The 17,215-nt window shown below is 61.3% G+C and carries 17 protein-coding genes and 1 tRNA gene; all 18 read right to left on the bottom strand.

The features are described from left to right. Nucleotides 1-3 precede the first annotated feature (3 nt). The 18 genes from LCM4573_RS22970 to LCM4573_RS22885 all read right to left on the bottom strand — a co-directional run bounded on the left by LCM4573_RS22970 (nucleotide 4) and on the right by LCM4573_RS22885 (nucleotide 17,195). Nucleotides 4-774 carry a biotin--[acetyl-CoA-carboxylase] ligase gene (locus tag LCM4573_RS22970; protein WP_071008733.1) on the bottom strand — a complete coding sequence of 257 codons (771 nt, stop codon included), beginning with the start codon at nucleotides 772-774 and terminating at the stop codon, nucleotides 4-6. Between the two features lie 11 nt (nucleotides 775-785). After that, nucleotides 786-2,228 carry an NADH-quinone oxidoreductase subunit NuoN gene (gene nuoN / locus LCM4573_RS22965; protein ID WP_071008732.1) on the bottom strand — a complete coding sequence of 481 codons (1,443 nt, stop codon included), beginning with the start codon at nucleotides 2,226-2,228 and terminating at the stop codon, nucleotides 786-788. An 18-nt stretch (nucleotides 2,229-2,246) separates the two neighbouring features. Further along, nucleotides 2,247-3,758, bottom strand: a complete 1,512-nt coding sequence (locus tag LCM4573_RS22960) for an NADH-quinone oxidoreductase subunit M (protein ID WP_071008731.1) — start codon at nucleotides 3,756-3,758, stop codon at nucleotides 2,247-2,249. Beyond that, entirely contained in the window at nucleotides 3,758-5,758 is a 2,001-nt protein-coding gene (gene nuoL, locus LCM4573_RS22955; RefSeq protein ID WP_071008730.1) for an NADH-quinone oxidoreductase subunit L, read from the bottom strand. Before nuoL ends, LCM4573_RS22960 begins: the two co-directional genes overlap by 1 nt. Before the next feature lie 7 nt (nucleotides 5,759-5,765). Next, on the bottom strand, nucleotides 5,766-6,074 hold the full coding sequence (nuoK, locus tag LCM4573_RS22950; RefSeq protein ID WP_007772674.1) for an NADH-quinone oxidoreductase subunit NuoK: 309 nt from the start codon (nucleotides 6,072-6,074) through the stop codon (nucleotides 5,766-5,768). 26 nt (nucleotides 6,075-6,100) lie between these two features. Further along, nucleotides 6,101-6,715, bottom strand: a complete 615-nt coding sequence (locus LCM4573_RS22945; protein WP_071008729.1) for an NADH-quinone oxidoreductase subunit J — start codon at nucleotides 6,713-6,715, stop codon at nucleotides 6,101-6,103. Between the two features lie 128 nt (nucleotides 6,716-6,843). Beyond that, a complete protein-coding gene (nuoI, locus tag LCM4573_RS22940; protein WP_071008728.1) occupies nucleotides 6,844-7,335 on the bottom strand; it encodes an NADH-quinone oxidoreductase subunit NuoI in 492 nt (163 codons plus the stop codon). A 40-nt stretch (nucleotides 7,336-7,375) separates the two neighbouring features. Next, the gene (gene nuoH / locus LCM4573_RS22935; protein WP_071008727.1) at nucleotides 7,376-8,419 is read right to left on the bottom strand and encodes an NADH-quinone oxidoreductase subunit NuoH; all 1,044 of its coding nucleotides are present in this window, start codon (nucleotides 8,417-8,419) and stop codon (nucleotides 7,376-7,378) included. 7 nt (nucleotides 8,420-8,426) lie between these two features. Next, complete coding sequence (gene nuoG, locus LCM4573_RS22930) at nucleotides 8,427-10,508, bottom strand: NADH-quinone oxidoreductase subunit NuoG (RefSeq protein ID WP_071008726.1); 2,082 nt, start codon at nucleotides 10,506-10,508, stop codon at nucleotides 8,427-8,429. 55 nt (nucleotides 10,509-10,563) lie between these two features. Further along, complete coding sequence (locus tag LCM4573_RS22925; RefSeq protein WP_131819006.1) at nucleotides 10,564-11,217, bottom strand: 5' DNA nuclease; 654 nt, start codon at nucleotides 11,215-11,217, stop codon at nucleotides 10,564-10,566. A gap of 6 nt (nucleotides 11,218-11,223) precedes the next feature. Beyond that, nucleotides 11,224-12,528, bottom strand: a complete 1,305-nt coding sequence (gene nuoF, locus LCM4573_RS22920; protein ID WP_071008724.1) for an NADH-quinone oxidoreductase subunit NuoF — start codon at nucleotides 12,526-12,528, stop codon at nucleotides 11,224-11,226. Nucleotides 12,529-12,538: 10 nt separating this feature from the next. Continuing rightward, nucleotides 12,539-13,735 (bottom strand): NADH-quinone oxidoreductase subunit E, encoded by a 1,197-nt coding sequence (locus LCM4573_RS22915; protein WP_071008723.1) that lies wholly within the window; start codon nucleotides 13,733-13,735, stop codon nucleotides 12,539-12,541. A gap of 14 nt (nucleotides 13,736-13,749) precedes the next feature. Next, a complete protein-coding gene (locus LCM4573_RS22910) occupies nucleotides 13,750-13,998 on the bottom strand; it encodes a hypothetical protein (RefSeq protein ID WP_071008722.1) in 249 nt (82 codons plus the stop codon). Beyond that, complete coding sequence (locus LCM4573_RS22905) at nucleotides 13,998-15,188, bottom strand: NADH-quinone oxidoreductase subunit D (protein ID WP_071008721.1); 1,191 nt, start codon at nucleotides 15,186-15,188, stop codon at nucleotides 13,998-14,000. The genes LCM4573_RS22910 and LCM4573_RS22905 overlap by 1 nt, the downstream gene beginning before the upstream one ends. Before the next feature lie 74 nt (nucleotides 15,189-15,262). Then, complete coding sequence (locus tag LCM4573_RS22900) at nucleotides 15,263-15,865, bottom strand: NADH-quinone oxidoreductase subunit C (RefSeq protein ID WP_071008720.1); 603 nt, start codon at nucleotides 15,863-15,865, stop codon at nucleotides 15,263-15,265. A gap of 17 nt (nucleotides 15,866-15,882) precedes the next feature. Beyond that, the gene (locus LCM4573_RS22895; RefSeq protein WP_071008719.1) at nucleotides 15,883-16,464 is read right to left on the bottom strand and encodes an NADH-quinone oxidoreductase subunit B family protein; all 582 of its coding nucleotides are present in this window, start codon (nucleotides 16,462-16,464) and stop codon (nucleotides 15,883-15,885) included. Further along, nucleotides 16,455-16,820 carry an NADH-quinone oxidoreductase subunit A gene (locus LCM4573_RS22890; protein ID WP_071008718.1) on the bottom strand — a complete coding sequence of 122 codons (366 nt, stop codon included), beginning with the start codon at nucleotides 16,818-16,820 and terminating at the stop codon, nucleotides 16,455-16,457. Before LCM4573_RS22890 ends, LCM4573_RS22895 begins: the two co-directional genes overlap by 10 nt. A 298-nt stretch (nucleotides 16,821-17,118) precedes the next feature. Further along, a tRNA-Asp gene (locus tag LCM4573_RS22885) sits at nucleotides 17,119-17,195 on the bottom strand. Nucleotides 17,196-17,215 lie beyond the last annotated feature (20 nt).

Below are 17,215 nucleotides of genomic sequence, written 5' to 3'. Positions count from 1 at the left end.
CTCTTAGTCCATTCTCGCAAAAAATACATCACCGGCCGCAATCGGCATAATCCTGCCAAATCCGGTGTCGAGCAGCAGCAGGCCTCCTTCATCGATACCCGCGAAAGTTCCCTCGAGCGAGCGATCCGGAAGATTTACCGTGATTTTTTCGCCGACCCCGCAGGCGAGCTCCCGCCAGCGCCGGCTGATTTCCGCGGTGCCGCGCCCTTCGTCCCATGATTCCAGAACCTCGGCCATCGTTCTGAAAAGATGGGCGAAAAGCTCCTCGGGAGAGACGTTCGCGCCATGATCGGCAAGGCGCGTCACGGCGTAAGGCGCGCTGTCGGGCTTATGTAGGATATTGACGCCGATGCCGATGACCAGCGCCCGGCGGCCGTCGGCGAGCCTCTCGCCTTCAAGAAGAATGCCACAGGTTTTCTTGCGCCCGATCAGGATATCGTTCGGCCATTTCACCTCCAGCGGCTCGCCGCCCGGCGGCAGAACGGCGCGGACGGCAGAATGAACCGCGACCGCGATCGCCAAAGGGAGCGATCCCATCAACGGCGGCTCGGCCGGATCGATCAATAGGAGGGATGCGTAAAGGTTGCCCGGTTCGGAAGTCCAGGCGCGGCCTCGCCGGCCTCTTCCGGAAGTCTGCCGCGTGGCGGTGATCCAGAGCTTTCCGGGATCGCCCGCCCGCGCACGGGCGAGGCATTCGCTATTGGTGGAGCCGACTTCACTCAGCGCTTCGTGACGAAAGTCGTCGAGTGAAAACCGGCTCCCCGAGGCTGCCATCTAGGCCGGTCTCAGAAGAACGACTTGGCCGCTGCGTTCGCAGCCGAACCGACCGGCCCGCCGAACAGCACATAAGCCGTGACGAAGAGGCCGGAGAGGCCGAAGACCAGCCGCAACTCGCCGGAAATGCGTGCAAACTCGCCCTTGGCTTCATCGAACCACATCAGCTTGACGATGCGGAGATAATAATAGGCACCGACGACCGAAGACAGCACGCCGATGATCGCCAGCGCATAGAGCTTGGCTTCGATCGCCGCCACGAAGACGAAATACTTGGCGAAGAAACCCGCGAGCGGCGGAATGCCGGCCATGGAGAACATCAGCGCTGTCAGCACCACCGCCATGAAGGGCTTGGTGGAGGAAAGGCCGGCGAGATCGTCGACATTTTCGACATTCTCACCCTCCTTGCGGCGCATCGCCATGATGCAGGCGAAGACGCCAAGCGTCATGACCATGTAGATCGTCATGTAGAGAACGACGCCGGAAACGCCCGTTTCCGTGCCGGCGGCAAGGCCGACCAGAGCAAAGCCCATATGGCCGATCGAGGAATAGGCCATCAGCCGCTTGATGTTGCGCTGGCCGATCGCGGCAAACGAGCCGAGCAGCATCGAGGCGATCGCCACGAAGACGATGATCTGGCGCCAGTCGGCCAGGATCGGCATGAAGGCTTCGGAGACGATGCGAACCAGGATCGCCATGGCGGCAACCTTAGGTCCGGCCGCGAAGAAGGCGGTAACGGGCGTCGGCGCACCCTCGTAGACGTCCGGCGTCCACATATGGAACGGCACGGCCGAGATCTTGAAGCAGGCGCCGGCAAGCACGAAGACCATGCCGAAGACGAGGCCGAGATTGCGTGTTTCGGAGGAGAGCACTCCGGCGATCTCGTCAAAGCCGGTATTGCCGGTGAAGCCATAGATCAGGGACATGCCGTAAAGCATCATGCCCGAGGAGAGCGCGCCGAGCACGAAGTACTTCAGGCCTGCTTCCGTGGAACGCAGGCTGTCGCGGTTGATGGCAGCGACGACATAGAGCGACAGCGACATCAGCTCCAAGCCGAGATAGAGGGCAATGAGATCGTTGGCCGAAATCAGCACCATCATGCCCAGCGTTGCGAGAACCAGGAGGACCGGAAACTCGAAACGGTCAAGCTGCTCGGAACGGGCATGGCCAACTGCCATGATCATCGCCGTGATCGAGCCGATCAGCGCGAGCACCTTCATGAAGCGTGCGAAGGGGTCCAGAAGGAACGCTCCTCCGAAGGCCTCGCCCTCGCCGGGCGAGAAGATCAGCCAGAGCCCGGCAATGACGAGCAGCGCCACCGCAAGACCGGTCACCGTCGGCGCGGACTTGTCGCCGGAGAAGACGCCGATCATCAGAAGAGCGAGCGCGCCCACCGCCAGAATGACTTCCGGCATGGCGAGCTGCAGGCTTAGAGAGAGTAGTTCAGCGGTCATATCCAGTCGTGTCCCGTCTCAGTGCACGGTCAGTGCAAGGTCTTGCGCCGCGCGCAGGGCTGCGGAGTAGTTGTTTACCAGGAGGTCTACCGAGGCGGCCGTCGCATCGAAGATCGGTGCCGGATAGACGCCGTAGAAGATGGTGAGCGCGATCATCGGGTAGAGGATCACCTTCTCGCGGGTCGAAAGATCGAGCAGACCCTTGAGGCTTTCCTTCTCGAGCGCGCCGAAGATCACCCGGCGATAGAGCCAGAGCGCGTAGGAGGCCGAGAGGATGACACCGGTTGCCGCAAAGAGCGCGACCCAGGTGTTGACCCGGAAGACGCCGATGATCGTCAGGAATTCGCCGATGAAACCGGAGGTGCCAGGCAGGCCGACATTCGCCATGGTGAAGACCATGAAGGCGACCGCATATTTCGGCATGTTGTTGACGAGGCCGCCATAGGCCGCGATCTCGCGGGTGTGCAGCCGGTCATAAACGACGCCGACGCAGAGGAAGAGCGCGCCCGAAACGATGCCGTGCGACAGCATCTGGAAGATCGCACCCTGCACGCCCTGCACGTTGGCAGCAAAGATACCCATGGTCACGTAACCCATATGGGCGACGGAGGAATAGGCAATCAGCTTCTTGATGTCGTCCTGCATCATCGCCACGAGCGAGGTGTAGATGATCGCCAGAACAGACAGCGTGAAGATGAAGGGCGCGAAATAGTCCGAAGCCAGCGGGAACATCTGCAGCGAAAAGCGGATGAAGCCATAGCCGCCGAGCTTCAAGAGAACGCCTGCCAGGATGACCGAGCCTGCGGTCGGCGCCTGGACGTGCGCATCCGGAAGCCAGGTATGGACCGGCCACATCGGCATCTTCACCGAGAAGGCGGCGAAGCAGGCGAGCCATAGCCAGGTCTGCATGCCGGCCGGGAAGCCGTATTTCACCAGTTCCGTCATGTCGGTCGTGCCGGCCTGCCAATAGATCGCCATGATGGCGAGCATCAGCAGCACCGAACCCGTCAGCGTATAGAGGAAGAACTTGTAGCTCGCGTAGATGCGATCCTTGCCGCCCCATACGCCGATGATGACGAACATCGGGATCAGCGTCGCTTCGAAGAAGACGTAGAAGAGAACGATATCGAGCGAGACGAAGACACCGATCATGACCACTTCCAGAAGCAGGAAGGCGATCATGTATTCCTTGAGGCGCTTCTCGACCGAATCCCAGCTCGCCAGAACGCAGAACGGCATCAGGAAGGTCGTCAGGATGACGAACAGCATGGAAATGCCGTCTACGCCGAGATGATAGGCGATGCCGGTTCCGAGCCAGGCATGCTTCTCCACCATCTGGAAGCCGGGATTCGAATTATCGAACCCGATCCAGATGAACAGCGAGACGATGAAGGTGAACACCGTCGTGAACAGGGAGACGTTCAGGATGTTGCGGCGGCCATAGGGGCCGTCCTCCCGCGTCAGAAGCAGCAGAAGGACGCCGACCAGCGGCAGGAAGGTGACCGTCGAGAGAATGGGCCAGTCGGTCATTACAGAGTGCTCCCGAGCATCATCCAGGTGACGAGGGCGGCGATGCCGATCAGCATCGCAAACGCATAGTGATAGAGATAGCCGGACTGCAGGCGCACGACGCGGCTGGTGACGTCCACGACGCGGGCGGCGACGCCGTTCGGACCGTAGGTGTCGATGACGCCGATGTCACCTTTCTTCCAGAGGAAGCGGCCGAGCGCCTTTGCCGAACGGACGAAGAGGAAATCGTAGATTTCGTCGAAGTACCACTTGTTCAGCAGGAACTCGTAGAGAACCTTCTGGGATTCGGCGAGACGCTTCGGCGTCGAGGGCGACTTGATGTACATGTACCAGGCCGTGAGGAAGCCGAGAGCCATGGCGACGAAGGGGCTCCACTTCACCCAAAGCGGCACGTGATGGAATTCCTCGAGGATCTCGTTTTCCGGAAGCGTGAACAGAGCGCCCTTCCAGAAATCGGCATAGTGGTGGCCGAAGAAATAGCCTTCGAAGAGAACGCCGGCGAGAACCGCGCCGATGCCGAGGATATAGAGCGGAGCCAGCATGACCAGAGGCGATTCATGCACGTGGTGCATGACGTCGGCGGAAGCACGCGGCTTGCCGAAGAAGGTCATGAAGGCCAGGCGCCAGGAATAGAAGCTCGTGAACAGAGCGGCCACGACCAGGAGCGTGAAGGCGAAGCCCGCCGCCGCCGAATGCGAGGCGAAGGCGCTCTCGATGATCACATCCTTGGAGAAGAAGCCGGCAAAGCCGAGCATCGTGCCGGGGATGCCGACGCCGGTGAGCGCCAGCGTGCCGATCGTCATCATCCAGAAGGTGATCGGAATGTGCTTCCGAAGACCGCCCATGTAACGCATGTCCTGCTCGCCATCGACCGCGTGGATCACGGAACCCGCGCCAAGGAAGAGCAGAGCCTTGAAGAAGGCGTGCGTGAAGAGGTGGAAGATCGCCGCGCCATAGGCCCCTACCCCAAGYGCCACGAACATGTAGCCGAGCTGCGAGCAGGTGGAATAGGCGATTACGCGCTTGATGTCGTTCTGCACGAGGCCGACGGTCGCCGCGAAGAAGGCGGTGATCGCGCCGATGATCGTCACGACGAGGAGCGCATCATGCGAGAGTTCGAAGAGCGGCGACATGCGGGCGACGAGGAAGACGCCGGCGGTCACCATGGTCGCGGCATGAATGAGCGCCGAAACCGGAGTCGGGCCTTCCATGGCGTCCGGGAGCCAGGTGTGCAGCAGGAACTGAGCCGACTTGCCCATGGCGCCCATGAAGAGCAGCAGGCAGACGACAGTCAGCGCGCCGGCCTTGGAAAGTTCCATGCCGAAGATGTTGATGAAAGGTTCAGCGGCTTCCGCGGCACCTTCCGCCGGCAGATAGCTGCCCGCGGCGGCAAAGATCGTCTCGAAGCTGATCGAACCGAACAGCACGAAGACGCCGGCGATGCCGAGAATGAAGCCAAAGTCACCGACGCGGTTGACGATGAAGGCCTTCATGGCGGCGGCCGATGCCGAAGGCTTCTTATACCAGAAGCCGATGAGCAGGTAGGAGGCCAGACCAACGCCTTCCCAGCCGAAGAACATCTGCGCCAGGTTGTCCGCCGTCACCAGCATCAGCATGGCGAAGGTGAAGAGCGACAGATAGGCGAAGAAGCGCGGCCGATGCGGATCATGATGCATGTAGCCGATCGAATAGATGTGCACCAGCGACGACACGGTGTTGACGACCACGAACATGACCGCTGTCAGCGTATCGATGCGGAACGCCCATTCGATATCGATGCCGCCGGACTGGATCCAGCGCAGCACATCGACCTTGATGACTTCGCCTGCCTCGCCATGGTGAAGCGCGACGTTGAAGAAGACGATCCAGGAGAGCACGGCGGCGACGACCATCAGGCCGCTGGTGACATATTCCGATGCCTTGGCGCCGATGGACCGGCCGAACAGGCCGGCGATCAGGAAGCCGATCAGGGGAAGGAAGACGATAGCCTTGTAGATCATGACCCGATCAGCCCTTCATCATATTGACGTCTTCGACCGCGATCGAGCCGCGGTTGCGGTAGAAGACGACGAGAATTGCAAGACCGATAGCGGCTTCTGCGGCCGCGACGGTGAGAATGAACAGCGCGAAGACCTGGCCGACGATGTCGTTCAGGAAGGAGGAGAAAGCCACCATGTTGAGGTTGACCGAGAGCAGGATGAGCTCGACCGACATCAGGATGATGATGACGTTCTTGCGGTTCAGGAAGATGCCGAACACGCCGAGCGTGAAGAGAATGGCGCTGACCGTGAGATAATGGGAAAGACCTATTTCCATATTTTTCGTTCCTTTTTCCCGCTCACTCAGACGCCCTGGCCCGGCTTGACCTTGACCACCTCGACGACGGTCTCCGGCGTGCGGGCCACCTGGGTCGGTATGTCCTGCCGCTTGATGTTGGTGCGGTGACGCAGCGTCAGCACGATCGCGCCGATCATCGCCACCAGAAGCACCAGGCCGGCGATCTGGAAGAAGTAGACATAATTCGTATAGAGCACGTCGCCGAGCGCTGCCGTGTTCGTCCGTTCGGCCGGGTTCGGGATCGGCATGGTGATCGACTGCGCGGCCTGCGGCGTCAGAACGCTGCCGCCGACGACGATAATCAGCTCCGCCGCCACGATCAGGCCGACCAGGATGCCGATCGGCGCATATTGCAGCACTCCGGAACGAAGCTCTGCAAAATCGACATCGAGCATCATGACCACGAAGAGGAAGAGCACCGCCACGGCGCCGATATAGACGACGAGCAGGATCATGGCGAGGAATTCAGCACCCGTCAGCAGAAAGAGACCGGCCGAATTGAAGAACACCAGGATCAGGAACAGTACCGAATGTACCGGGTTCCTGGCCGAAATGACCATGAACGCCGACGCCACCGCGACGAACGCGAAAAGATAGAAGAAAACAGCCTGCAGACCCATCGTGGTGCCTTTTCGTCCTCACCGGGAAGTTCCGAAAGGATTCCTTCTTCCCGTCAGAAATCCGGAGGTCCTTTGACCTCCGCACTCATTGCTTGTGGCGCCGGCGGCGCCGGTCGGATGGCCCGCCCTCAGCGGTAGGGCGCATCCAGTGCTATATTGCGGGCGATCTCGCGCTCCCAGCGGTCTCCGTTTTCGAGAAGTCTCGCCTTGTCGAAATAGAGTTCTTCGCGGGTTTCCGTCGAGAATTCGAAGTTTGGGCCTTCGACGATCGCATCGACCGGGCATGCCTCCTGGCAGAAGCCGCAATAGATGCACTTCACCATATCGATATCGTAGCGCACCGTGCGGCGGGTGCCGTCGTTGCGGCGCGGTCCGGCTTCGATGGTGATCGCCTGGGCAGGACAGATCGCCTCGCAGAGCTTGCAGGCGATGCAGCGCTCCTCACCGTTGGGATAACGGCGAAGCGCATGCTCGCCGCGGAAGCGCGGAGAGACCGGGCCCTTCTCGAAGGGATAATTGATCGTGGCCTTCTGCTTGAAGAAGTAGCGCATCGACAGGAAGAAAGCGCCGACGAACTCCTTCAGAAACAGCGAACTGACGGCTTGCGAAAGACTTGCCATCCTTATTCTCCAATGATGCCGAAACCGGGAATGGTCATGGTCATGCCCATCCCGTCAGTTTCAGCACGAATGCAACGATGATGACCATGGCGAGCGAGATCGGAAGGAAGACCTTCCAGCCGAGACGCATGAGCTGGTCATAGCGGTAGCGCGGTACGAAGGCCTTCACCATGGCGAACATGAAGAAGACCATGGATGCCTTCAGGACGAACCAGATGATACCGGGAACCCAGTTCAGGAACCAGACATCGACCGGCGGCAGCCATCCGCCGAGGAAGAGAATTGTCGTCAGCGAGCAGATGAGCAGGATCGCGGCATATTCGCCGAGCATCAGCATCATGTACGGTGCGGAAGAATACTCCACCATGTAGCCGGCGACGAGTTCCGATTCCGCTTCCGGAAGATCGAAGGGCGGACGGTTGGTTTCGGCCAGTCCCGAGATGAAGAAGATCACGAACATCGGGAAGAGCGACAGCCAATGCCAGTCCAGGAAGGAATTCGGCAGGCCGATCATGGTACCGAGGCCGTCACGCTGGGCGTAGACGATGTCGGTAAGGTTCAGCGAACCGACGCAGAGCAGAACGGCGACGATGACGAAGCCGATCGAGACTTCATAGGACACCATCTGCGCGGCAGAGCGAAGTGCACCGAGGAAAGGGTATTTCGAGTTCGAAGCCCAGCCCGACATGATGACGCCGTAGACTTCGAGCGAGGAGATCGCGAAGACATAGAGAATGCCGACATTGATATTGGCGATCACCCAATTCTCATTGAGCGGAATGACCGCCCATGTGGCAAGCGCCAGCGTAACCGAGACCAGCGGAGCGAGCAGGAAAACGCCCTTGTTGGCGCCCGAGGGAATGATCGGTTCCTTGAAGATGAACTTCAAAAGGTCAGCAAAGGACTGGAACAGGCCGAAGGGACCGACGACGTTCGGGCCGCGGCGAAGCTGCACGGCAGCCCAGATCTTGCGGTCGGCAAGCAGGATAAAGGCGATGAAGACCAGCAGGCAGACGAGAAGCAGCAGGGACTGCGCGATCATGACGATCGCCGGCCAGGCATAGGTCGAGAAGAATGAATCCATGGTCCTGTTACTCCGCCGCTGCCTTGAAGTTGTTGCGGGCCAGAGCCGAGCACTCGGCCATGACCGCGGAAGCGCGGGCGATTGGGTTCGTCAAATAGAAGTCTTTGATCGGAGACGCAAACGCAGACTTCGTCATCTCACCGGCTTTTTGTCCGAGCGTGGCGATTTCGTTCACATCACCGGCCGCGACCTCATCGAGCGCGGCGAAATGCGGATAGGCTTCGTAGAGCTTCGACCGCAGCGCGGAGAGCGAATCGAACGGCAGCTTCTTTCCGAGCACGTCGGAAAGAGCGCGCAGGATCGCCCACTCCTCTCGGGCCTCGCCCGGCGCGAAACCGGCGCGGTTGCCCATCTGCGGACGGCCTTCGGTATTGACCCAGGTGCCGGATTTTTCCGTATAGGCCGCGCCGGGCAGAATGACATCAGCGTTATGGGCGCCGGCATCGCCGTGGCTGCCGATATAGACGGTGAACTTGGCGTGCTTGGTCGAGAACTCCATTTCATCCGCGCCGAGCAGGAAGAGCACGTCCATCGAACGCAGCATGGTCGCTGCATTGGCGCCCTTCGGGCCCGGCACGAAGCCGAGGTCAAGGCCGCCGACGCGGGAGGCCGCGGTATGGAGCACGGCAAAGCCGTTCCACTCGTCGGTCAGCGCGCCTACAGAACCGGCGAGCTGGGCTGCGGCTGCCAAAATGGCGGCTCCGTCCGGGCGGGCAAGAGCCCCCTGCCCCACCATAATCATCGGGTTCTTGGCATTGCGCAGCGTATCGACGAAGCTGTTCTTGCCGGATGCGAGATCGGCAAGCGTCTCCGGGCCGGCGCCGAGATAGTCGTAGCCGTAGCGCAGCTCGCCGCCTTCGCCGATGACGCCGATCGGGAAATTGCCCCGGCGCCAGCGCTTGCGGATGCGGGCGTTGAGAACCGCTGCCTCGAGGCGCGGATTGGCGCCGACGATCAGCAGGGCGCCAGCATTTTCAATGCCCTGGATGGTCGGATTGAATATGTAGCTTGAGCGGCCGAGCGACGGATCAAGCGCCGTCCCGTCCTGTCGACAGTCGAGATTCTCCGATCCGAGCGAATGGATCAGCTCCTTCAGGGCGTACATTTCCTCCACGGACGCGAGATCGCCGGCGATCGCGCCGATCCGTTCGCCGGAAGTCGCCGAAACGGCGGTCTTGATGGCTGCAAATGCCTCACTCCAGGTCGCGGCCTRCAGGCGTCCGTCGCGGCGCACATAGGGCCGGTCGAGACGCTGGGTCTTCAAGCCATCCCAGATGAAGCGGGTCTTGTCGGAGATCCACTCCTCGTTGATCTCCTCGTTGACGCGCGGCATGATGCGCATGACTTCGCGTCCACGCGTATCGACCCGGATCGCCGATCCGACCGCATCCATGACGTCGACCGATTCGGTCTTGTTCAGTTCCCACGGACGGGCCGTAAAGGCGAACGGCCGTGAGGTCAGCGCGCCGACCGGGCAAAGATCGACGACGTTGCCCTGCAGCTCGGAGGTCATGGCCTGTTCGAGATAGGTGGTGATTTCCGCATCCTCGCCGCGGCCGATGAGGCCGAGCTCGGAAATGCCGCCGACTTCCGTCGTGAAGCGGACGCAACGCGTGCAGTGAATGCAGCGGTTCATCACCGTCTTGACGAGCGGGCCGATATACTTGTCCTCGACGGCGCGCTTGTTTTCCGTATAGCGCGAGCTGTCGATGCCGAAGGCCATGGCCTGGTCCTGCAGGTCACACTCGCCGCCCTGGTCGCAGATCGGGCAATCCAGCGGGTGGTTGATGAGCAGGAATTCCATCACGCCTTCGCGGGCCTTCTTGACCATCGGCGTGTTGGTGAAGACTTCCGGCAGTTCGCCGTTCGGTCCGCCGYGGATATCGCGCACACCCATGGCGCAGGACGCCGCCGGCTTCGGCGGTCCGCCCTTCACCTCGATGAGGCACATGCGGCAATTTCCCGCGACCGACAGACGCTCGTGGAAACAAAAGCGCGGAACCTCGGCGCCGGCTTCCTCGCACGCCTGAAGCAGCGTGAAATGATCCGGAACCTCGATCTCCTTGCCGTCAACCTTCAGCTTAACCATCGTCTCACTTACGTCCTGTGTTCAATCGCGCGGCCCGGAAGCCGCCGAAGTATTCCTATTGCATCAGCTTCTTTGCCTGGCCGATCCAATCGTCACGACCGATGCGGCCTTCGAAACCAAGCGTCTTGTCGAACCGGGCGACGTCCGCCTTGCTCCATCCGGCAATGTCGGCGAAGCGCCGGACGCCCATATCGTTCAGTACCTTTTCCAGCTTCGGCCCTATGCCGGCGATCTGTTTCAGATCATCCGCAGGAGCGACAATCCCTGTTGCGGGGCCTGCGGCGGGGGCCGCTTTGCCCCTCGCCTGCCGCTTCGGTGCGGGCGTGGCCTTCGCAACCTTTTCCGCGGCCTGTTTTTTCGCCGGCTTTGGCGCGGTCTTTACACGCTGCGCCGGATCCGGCTTTTTCTCCGGCTCGGTTTGCGCCGCCGCCGGCACCCGCGCAACGGCTGCATGGACGCTTTCGTCACCGAGAGCCTTGTTCATCCGGTTCGCCGCTTCCATCGCCCCCTGCAGCATGCCGAAGAAAACCCCGGCGGCCTGCGTTGCTAGACCGAAGCCGATCGCCGTGGCGGCCGTCATAGCCGCCGCCGGATGCGACATGAGCGGGTGAAGCGAAAAGGCTTCGGAGAAATCGGCCGGGCGCGCAGGATCGTGCGCCGGCGTATTCGCCCTCGCCCTCATATCCCGATCTGCGCCCGTTATCGCCACGCTCTCTTACTCCGCTGCTTCCATTACCGCGCCATGGGACGTGGCATTGTGGGTGTACTGGTCGATACGCGCCTCGATTTCCGGACGGAAATTGCGGATCAGGCCCTGGACCGGCCATGCGGCCGCATCGCCAAGCGCGCAGATCGTGTGTCCCTCGATCTGCTTGGAGACCTGGAGCAACATGTCGATCTCACGCTTCTGCGCATTGCCCTTCACCATGCGTTCCATCACGCGCCACATCCAGCCGGTGCCTTCGCGACAGGGCGTGCACTGGCCGCAGCTCTCGTGCTTGAAGAAAGCCGAGAGACGGGCGATTGCCTTGATGATGTCGGTGGACTTGTCCATGACGATGACGGCGGCGGTGCCGAAGGAGGACTTCACGTCGCGCATGCCGTCGAAGTCCATGATCGCATCGATCATGTCCTCGCCCTTGACGACGGGGCAAGACGCGCCGCCTGGAATGACGCCGAGCAGGTTGTCCCAGCCGCCGCGGATGCCGCCGGCATGCTTCTCGATCAGTTCGCGGAAGGGGATGCTCATGGCTTCCTCGACCGTGCAGGGCTTGTTCACGTGGCCCGAGATCATGAAGAGCTTTGTGCCGACATTGTTCGGGCGGCCGATCGAGGAGAACCAGCCGGCGCCGCGGCGCAGAATGGTGGGCGCGACCGCGATCGATTCGACGTTGTTGACCGTCGTCGGGCAGCCGTAGAGGCCCATATTGGCCGGGAACGGCGGCTTAAGGCGCGGCTGGCCCTTCTTGCCCTCGAGGCTTTCGAGCAGCGCCGTCTCTTCGCCGCAGATATAGGCACCCGCGCCATGATGGACGTAGATGTCGAAATCCCAGCCGTTCTTGTTGTTCCTGCCGAGAAGGCCTGCGTCATAGCACTCGTCGATCGCCGCCTGCAGCGCCTCTCGCTCGCGCATGTATTCGCCGCGCACATAGATGTAAGCCGTATGGGCGCCCATGGCGAAACCGGCGATCACGCAGCCTTCGATCAGCGTATGCGGATCGTGGCGCATGATTTCGCGGTCCTTACAGGTGCCGGGCTCGGACTCGTCGGCATTGACCACGAGGTAATGCGGGCGGCCGTCCGATTCCTTCGGCATGAAGGACCACTTGAGACCGGTCGGGAAGCCCGCGCCGCCGCGTCCGCGCAGGCCGGACGCCTTCATCTCGTTGATGATCCAGTCACGTCCCTTTTCGATGATGATCTTCGTGCCATCCCAATGGCCGCGGTTCATCGCGCCTTTGAGCGACTTGTCCTTGAGGCCGTAGATATTGGTAAAGATGCGATCCTGATCCTTGAGCATGTCTCACTCCTTACCGCGGCTTCTTGCCGAAGACACGAATGTATTCGGCCTCACCGCCCTTGGCGAGTGCCTTGGCCTGCTTGACCCAGTCGTCGCGCTCGATCCGACCCTTGAAGTTCAGATAGGAATCGACCCATTCGCGCTCCGCCTTCTTCCAGGAGGCGACTTGCGCGAAGGTGAAGATGCCGAGTTCGTGCAGAATGCCCTCGATCTTCGGGCCGACGCCGGCGATCATCTTGAGGTCGTCCACTTCCGCCGGGCGTTCGATGCCCTTCGGACGGTTCTTGTCCTCCAGCGAGGGCTTGGCGACCTTGGCGGCCGCAGGCTTTCCACCCGTCGCCGAGCCAGGCTCGGCCGGCGCGCCTTCCGCTGTGCTGCCGACCGCCTTCGGGTCCGGCACGCTCTTTGCGGTGGCGGAAAGCGGCTGCTTTTCCGCAGCCTTCACATTGGCGGCCGCCGCCTTCGGGGCGGTTGCCGGGGTCTTCAGCTTGGGATCGGTTTCCGGAGCCCTGTCCTTCGGCCGTGCGGCCTCGGCGGGCGGAATAGGCGCAGCGTCGGCCGCGGGCTGCGGCTCGAGATTGGTGCGGACCGGCTTGACGTCCTCCAGAAGGGTCAGAGGGCCACCTTCCGGCGCAGAGAAATACCGATCGATCTGCGGACCGGGCTTGATTTCATGGCCCTTGCCTGCCTCGAACGCATCGATGATCTCTTCCAGCCGCTCGGGCGTCAGGTCCTCGTAGGCATCCTTGAAGATGATGACCATCGGCGCGTTGACGCAGGCACCCTGACACTCGACCTCTTCCCAAGAAAGCGTGCCGTCGGCATTCAGCGCGAAGGGATCGTGATGGATCTTCCTTTGACAGACCTTCATCAGGTCTTCGGCGCCGCGCAGCATACAGGGCGTCGTGCCGCAGACCTGGATATGGGCGCGGGTGCCGACCGGCTTCAGCTGGAATTGCGTATAGAAGGTCGCGACTTCCAGCACGCGGATATAGGGCATGTCGAGCTTGGCGGCGACGTATTCGATGGCCGAGCGCGTCACCCAGCCGTCCTGTTCCTGCGCGCGCATCAGAAGCGGAATCACCGCCGACTGCTGACGGCCTTCCGGATATTTTCTGATGGTCGCCTCGGCCCAGGCGGCGTTCTCGTCATTGAAGGCGAACGCTGCCGGCTGAAACTGCTCTTCGGCTAATCGACGAACGGACATTCTTTCACGCCTTATCAGTTTAAGGTTCCGCACCGCGTCTTGGTGACGGTGAGGAATTCGCAGGCATAGGCAGAATTGCCTTTCTGCATGAACACTATGAACTTTGTCGTACCGTTGGGTACGGCTGCCTTGATCTCAAATCCCTTCGACAGGAGGTCCGCAATGGTGGAGCTTCCCTTGATCGCGTCCGAGGACGCCCGCTCCTGCGCAAGCGCAGCGGAGGCGGCCAGCAGAGCAAATGCCGTCAGGATCAGTCGGCGCATCAGCGGTCCACCTCACCGAACACGATATCGAGCGAGCCGAGAACCGCAGAAACGTCCGCAAGCTGGTGCCCCCGACAGAGGAAGTCCATGGCTTGCAGATGGGCATAGCCCGGCGCGCGGATCTTGCAGCGGTAGGGCTTGTTGGTACCGTCGGAGACGAGATAGACGCCGAATTCTCCCTTCGGAGCCTCGACGGCCGCATAAGCCTCGCCGGCCGGCACATGGTAGCCTTCGGTGTAGAGCTTGAAGTGATGGATGAGCGCTTCCATCGAACGCTTCATCTCGCCGCGCTTCGGCGGTACGACCTTGCCGTCGGTGGAAGAGAACGGCCCCGTCCTTGCATCGCCCAGCAGGCGGTTGACGCACTGCTTCATGATCTTCACGGATTCGCGCATCTCAATCATGCGGATCAGATAGCGATCGTAGCAGTCGCCGTTCTTGCCGATCGGAATGTCGAAATCGAGCTCGGAATAGCATTCATAGGGCTGCGCGCGGCGCAAATCCCAGGCGGCACCGGAGCCGCGCACCATGACACCGGAAAAGCCCCATGCCCAGGCATCCTCCAGCTTCACCACACCGATATCGACGTTGCGCTGCTTGAAGATGCGGTTGCCGGTCAGGAGATCGTCGATGTCGTCGAGCTTCGCCGGAAATTCGTCGCACCACGTGCCGATATCCTCGACCAGTTCCGGCGGCAGGTCCTGATGCACGCCGCCCGGCCGGAAATAGGCCGCATGCATGCGCGCGCCGGAGGCCCGCTCGTAGAAGACCATGAGCTTCTCGCGCTCCTCGAAGCCCCAGAGCGGCGGGGTGAGCGCGCCGACGTCCATTGCCTGGGTCGTGACGTTCAGGAGATGCGAAAGGATACGGCCGATTTCGGAAAACAGCACACGGATGAGCTGGCCGCGGATCGGGATTTCGAGCCCGATCAGCCGCTCCACTGCGAGCGCGAAGGCGTGCTCCTGGTTCATCGGCGCGACGTAGTCGAGGCGATCGAAATAGGGAACGGCCTGCAGATAGGTCTTCGTCTCGATCAGCTTCTCGGTGCCGCGGTGAAGCAATCCGATATGCGGATCGACCCGCTCGACGATTTCACCGTCCAGCTCCAGCACAAGCCGCAACACGCCATGCGCGGCCGGATGCTGCGGTCCGAAGTTGATGTTGAAGTTGCGGACGTTGTGTTCAGTCATACTGCTTGCTCCATGCCGGACGGAAAAGCCGCGCCGGGCGGAAAAACGTGGTCAGCCGGCCCGATATGCCGACTTTAAGCTTTCGCCTTTTCGTCTCCGGGTAGGACATAATCCGTACCCTCCCACGGAGACAGAAAATCAAAATTACGGAACTCCTGGCGCAGCTCCACCGGCTCGTAGACCACCCGCTTCGCAGCATCGTCGTAACGAACCTCGACGAAGCCGGTCGTCGGGAAGTCCTTGCGCAGCGGATGACCTTCGAAACCATAGTCCGTCAGGATGCGGCGCAGGTCCGGATGGCCGGTGAACAGAATACCGTAGAGGTCCCAGGCTTCGCGCTCGAACCAGTCGGCGCCCGGATAGACCGGACAAACAGAAGGAACCGGCTCGTCTTCGCCGGTCGCGACCTTGATGCGGATACGCAGGTTCTGGCGCGGCGACAGCAGGTGGTAGACCACGTCGAAACGCTTCTCGCGCGCCGGCCAGTCCACCCCGCAGATATCGATCATGCTCACGAACCCGCACTGCACGTCGTCGCGCAGGAAGGTGAGCAGCGGCACGATATCATCAGGCTCGGCCGTCAGCGTCAGCTCGCCATAGGCGATCACCGCATCCTTCACCAGTTCCGGACGCGTCTCGCGGATGTAGGAGGAAAGCTCATTCAGGGCTTCAGTCATTGCTTCGTCCTTCGCCCTCAGCGCTCGATCGTACCGGTACGCCGGATCTTCTTCTGCAGCAGAAGCACCCCGTAGAGCAGCGCCTCCGCCGTGGGGGGACAGCCCGGAACATAGATATCGATCGGCACGACTCGATCACAGCCGCGAACAACCGAATAGGAATAATGATAGTAACCGCCGCCGTTGGCGCAGGAGCCCATGGAGATGACGTAGCGCGGCTCCGGCATCTGGTCATAGACCTTGCGCAGGGCGGGTGCCATCTTGTTGGTCAGCGTGCCGGCGACGATCATGACGTCCGACTGGCGCGGCGAGGCGCGCGGCGCAAACCCGAAACGCTCGACATCGTAGCGCGGCATGGAGAGCTGCATCATCTCGACCGCGCAGCAAGCGAGACCGAAGGTCATCCACATCAGCGAACCGGTGCGGGCCCAGTTGATCAGCTCGTCGGTGGAAGTGACGAGAAAGCCCTTGTCGGCGAGTTCGTTATTGATCTCGCCGAAGAACGCATCGTCGCTGCCAATAGGCTTGCCGGTGTTCGGATCGATGATCCCCTTGGGCTGCGGCGCGACCAGGGTGCTGCCGGTGTCGACTACGCCCATTCCAGCGCTCCTTTCTTCCATTCATAAATGAAGCCGACGGTCAGGACCGCCAGGAAAACCATCATCGACCAGAAGCCGAACCAGCCGATATCGCCGAAGGATACCGCCCAGGGAAACAGGAAGGCGACTTCGAGATCGAAGATGATGAAAAGGATCGAGACGAGATAGAACCGGATGTCGAACTTCATGCGCGCATCGTCGAAGGCGTTGAAGCCGCATTCATAAGCCGAAAGCTTTTCCGAATCGGGCGCCTTGTAGGCGACGGCGAAAGGCGCGATCAGAAGCGCCAGGCCGATCACCATGGCAATACCGATAAAGACCGCGATCGGGATATAGGAAGCGAGGAGTTCACTCATGGCATTCGATCCTTGCTGGCCAAAAGCACCGGGCGGCGCTCGATCAACAATGCGCGGGCCAAGCAAACGTGCATTGCAACACGCCGTGTGACTAGCGCAGGCGAAGCCCCGGTGCAAGACTTTTGAGCACCCCTTGCCCCGCCAAAATGGAGCAGGCGTCCCACAATCACCACAGGTTGATCAGGAGAGCAATTCCAAGCTTACAGCACAGCTTATGGCAGCGGACACGGCTCCGCAACGCCCGGCAAAGGCACCGGAACACAGATTAGGAGAGGGAAAACATGCCGGTAAAAGAGAATGGCGCGAGTGACGGGGCTCGAACCCGCGACCTCCGGCGTGACAGGCCGGCACTCTAACCGACTGAGCTACACCCGCGCATGAATGCCGGCTTGCGG

This window comes from Rhizobium sp. LCM 4573, from assembly GCF_001854865.1.
Taxonomy (GTDB): Bacteria; Pseudomonadota; Alphaproteobacteria; order Rhizobiales; family Rhizobiaceae; genus Neorhizobium.
Note: the sequence above shows the minus strand (reverse complement) of the source record. Positions and strands in the feature narration are given on the sequence as shown.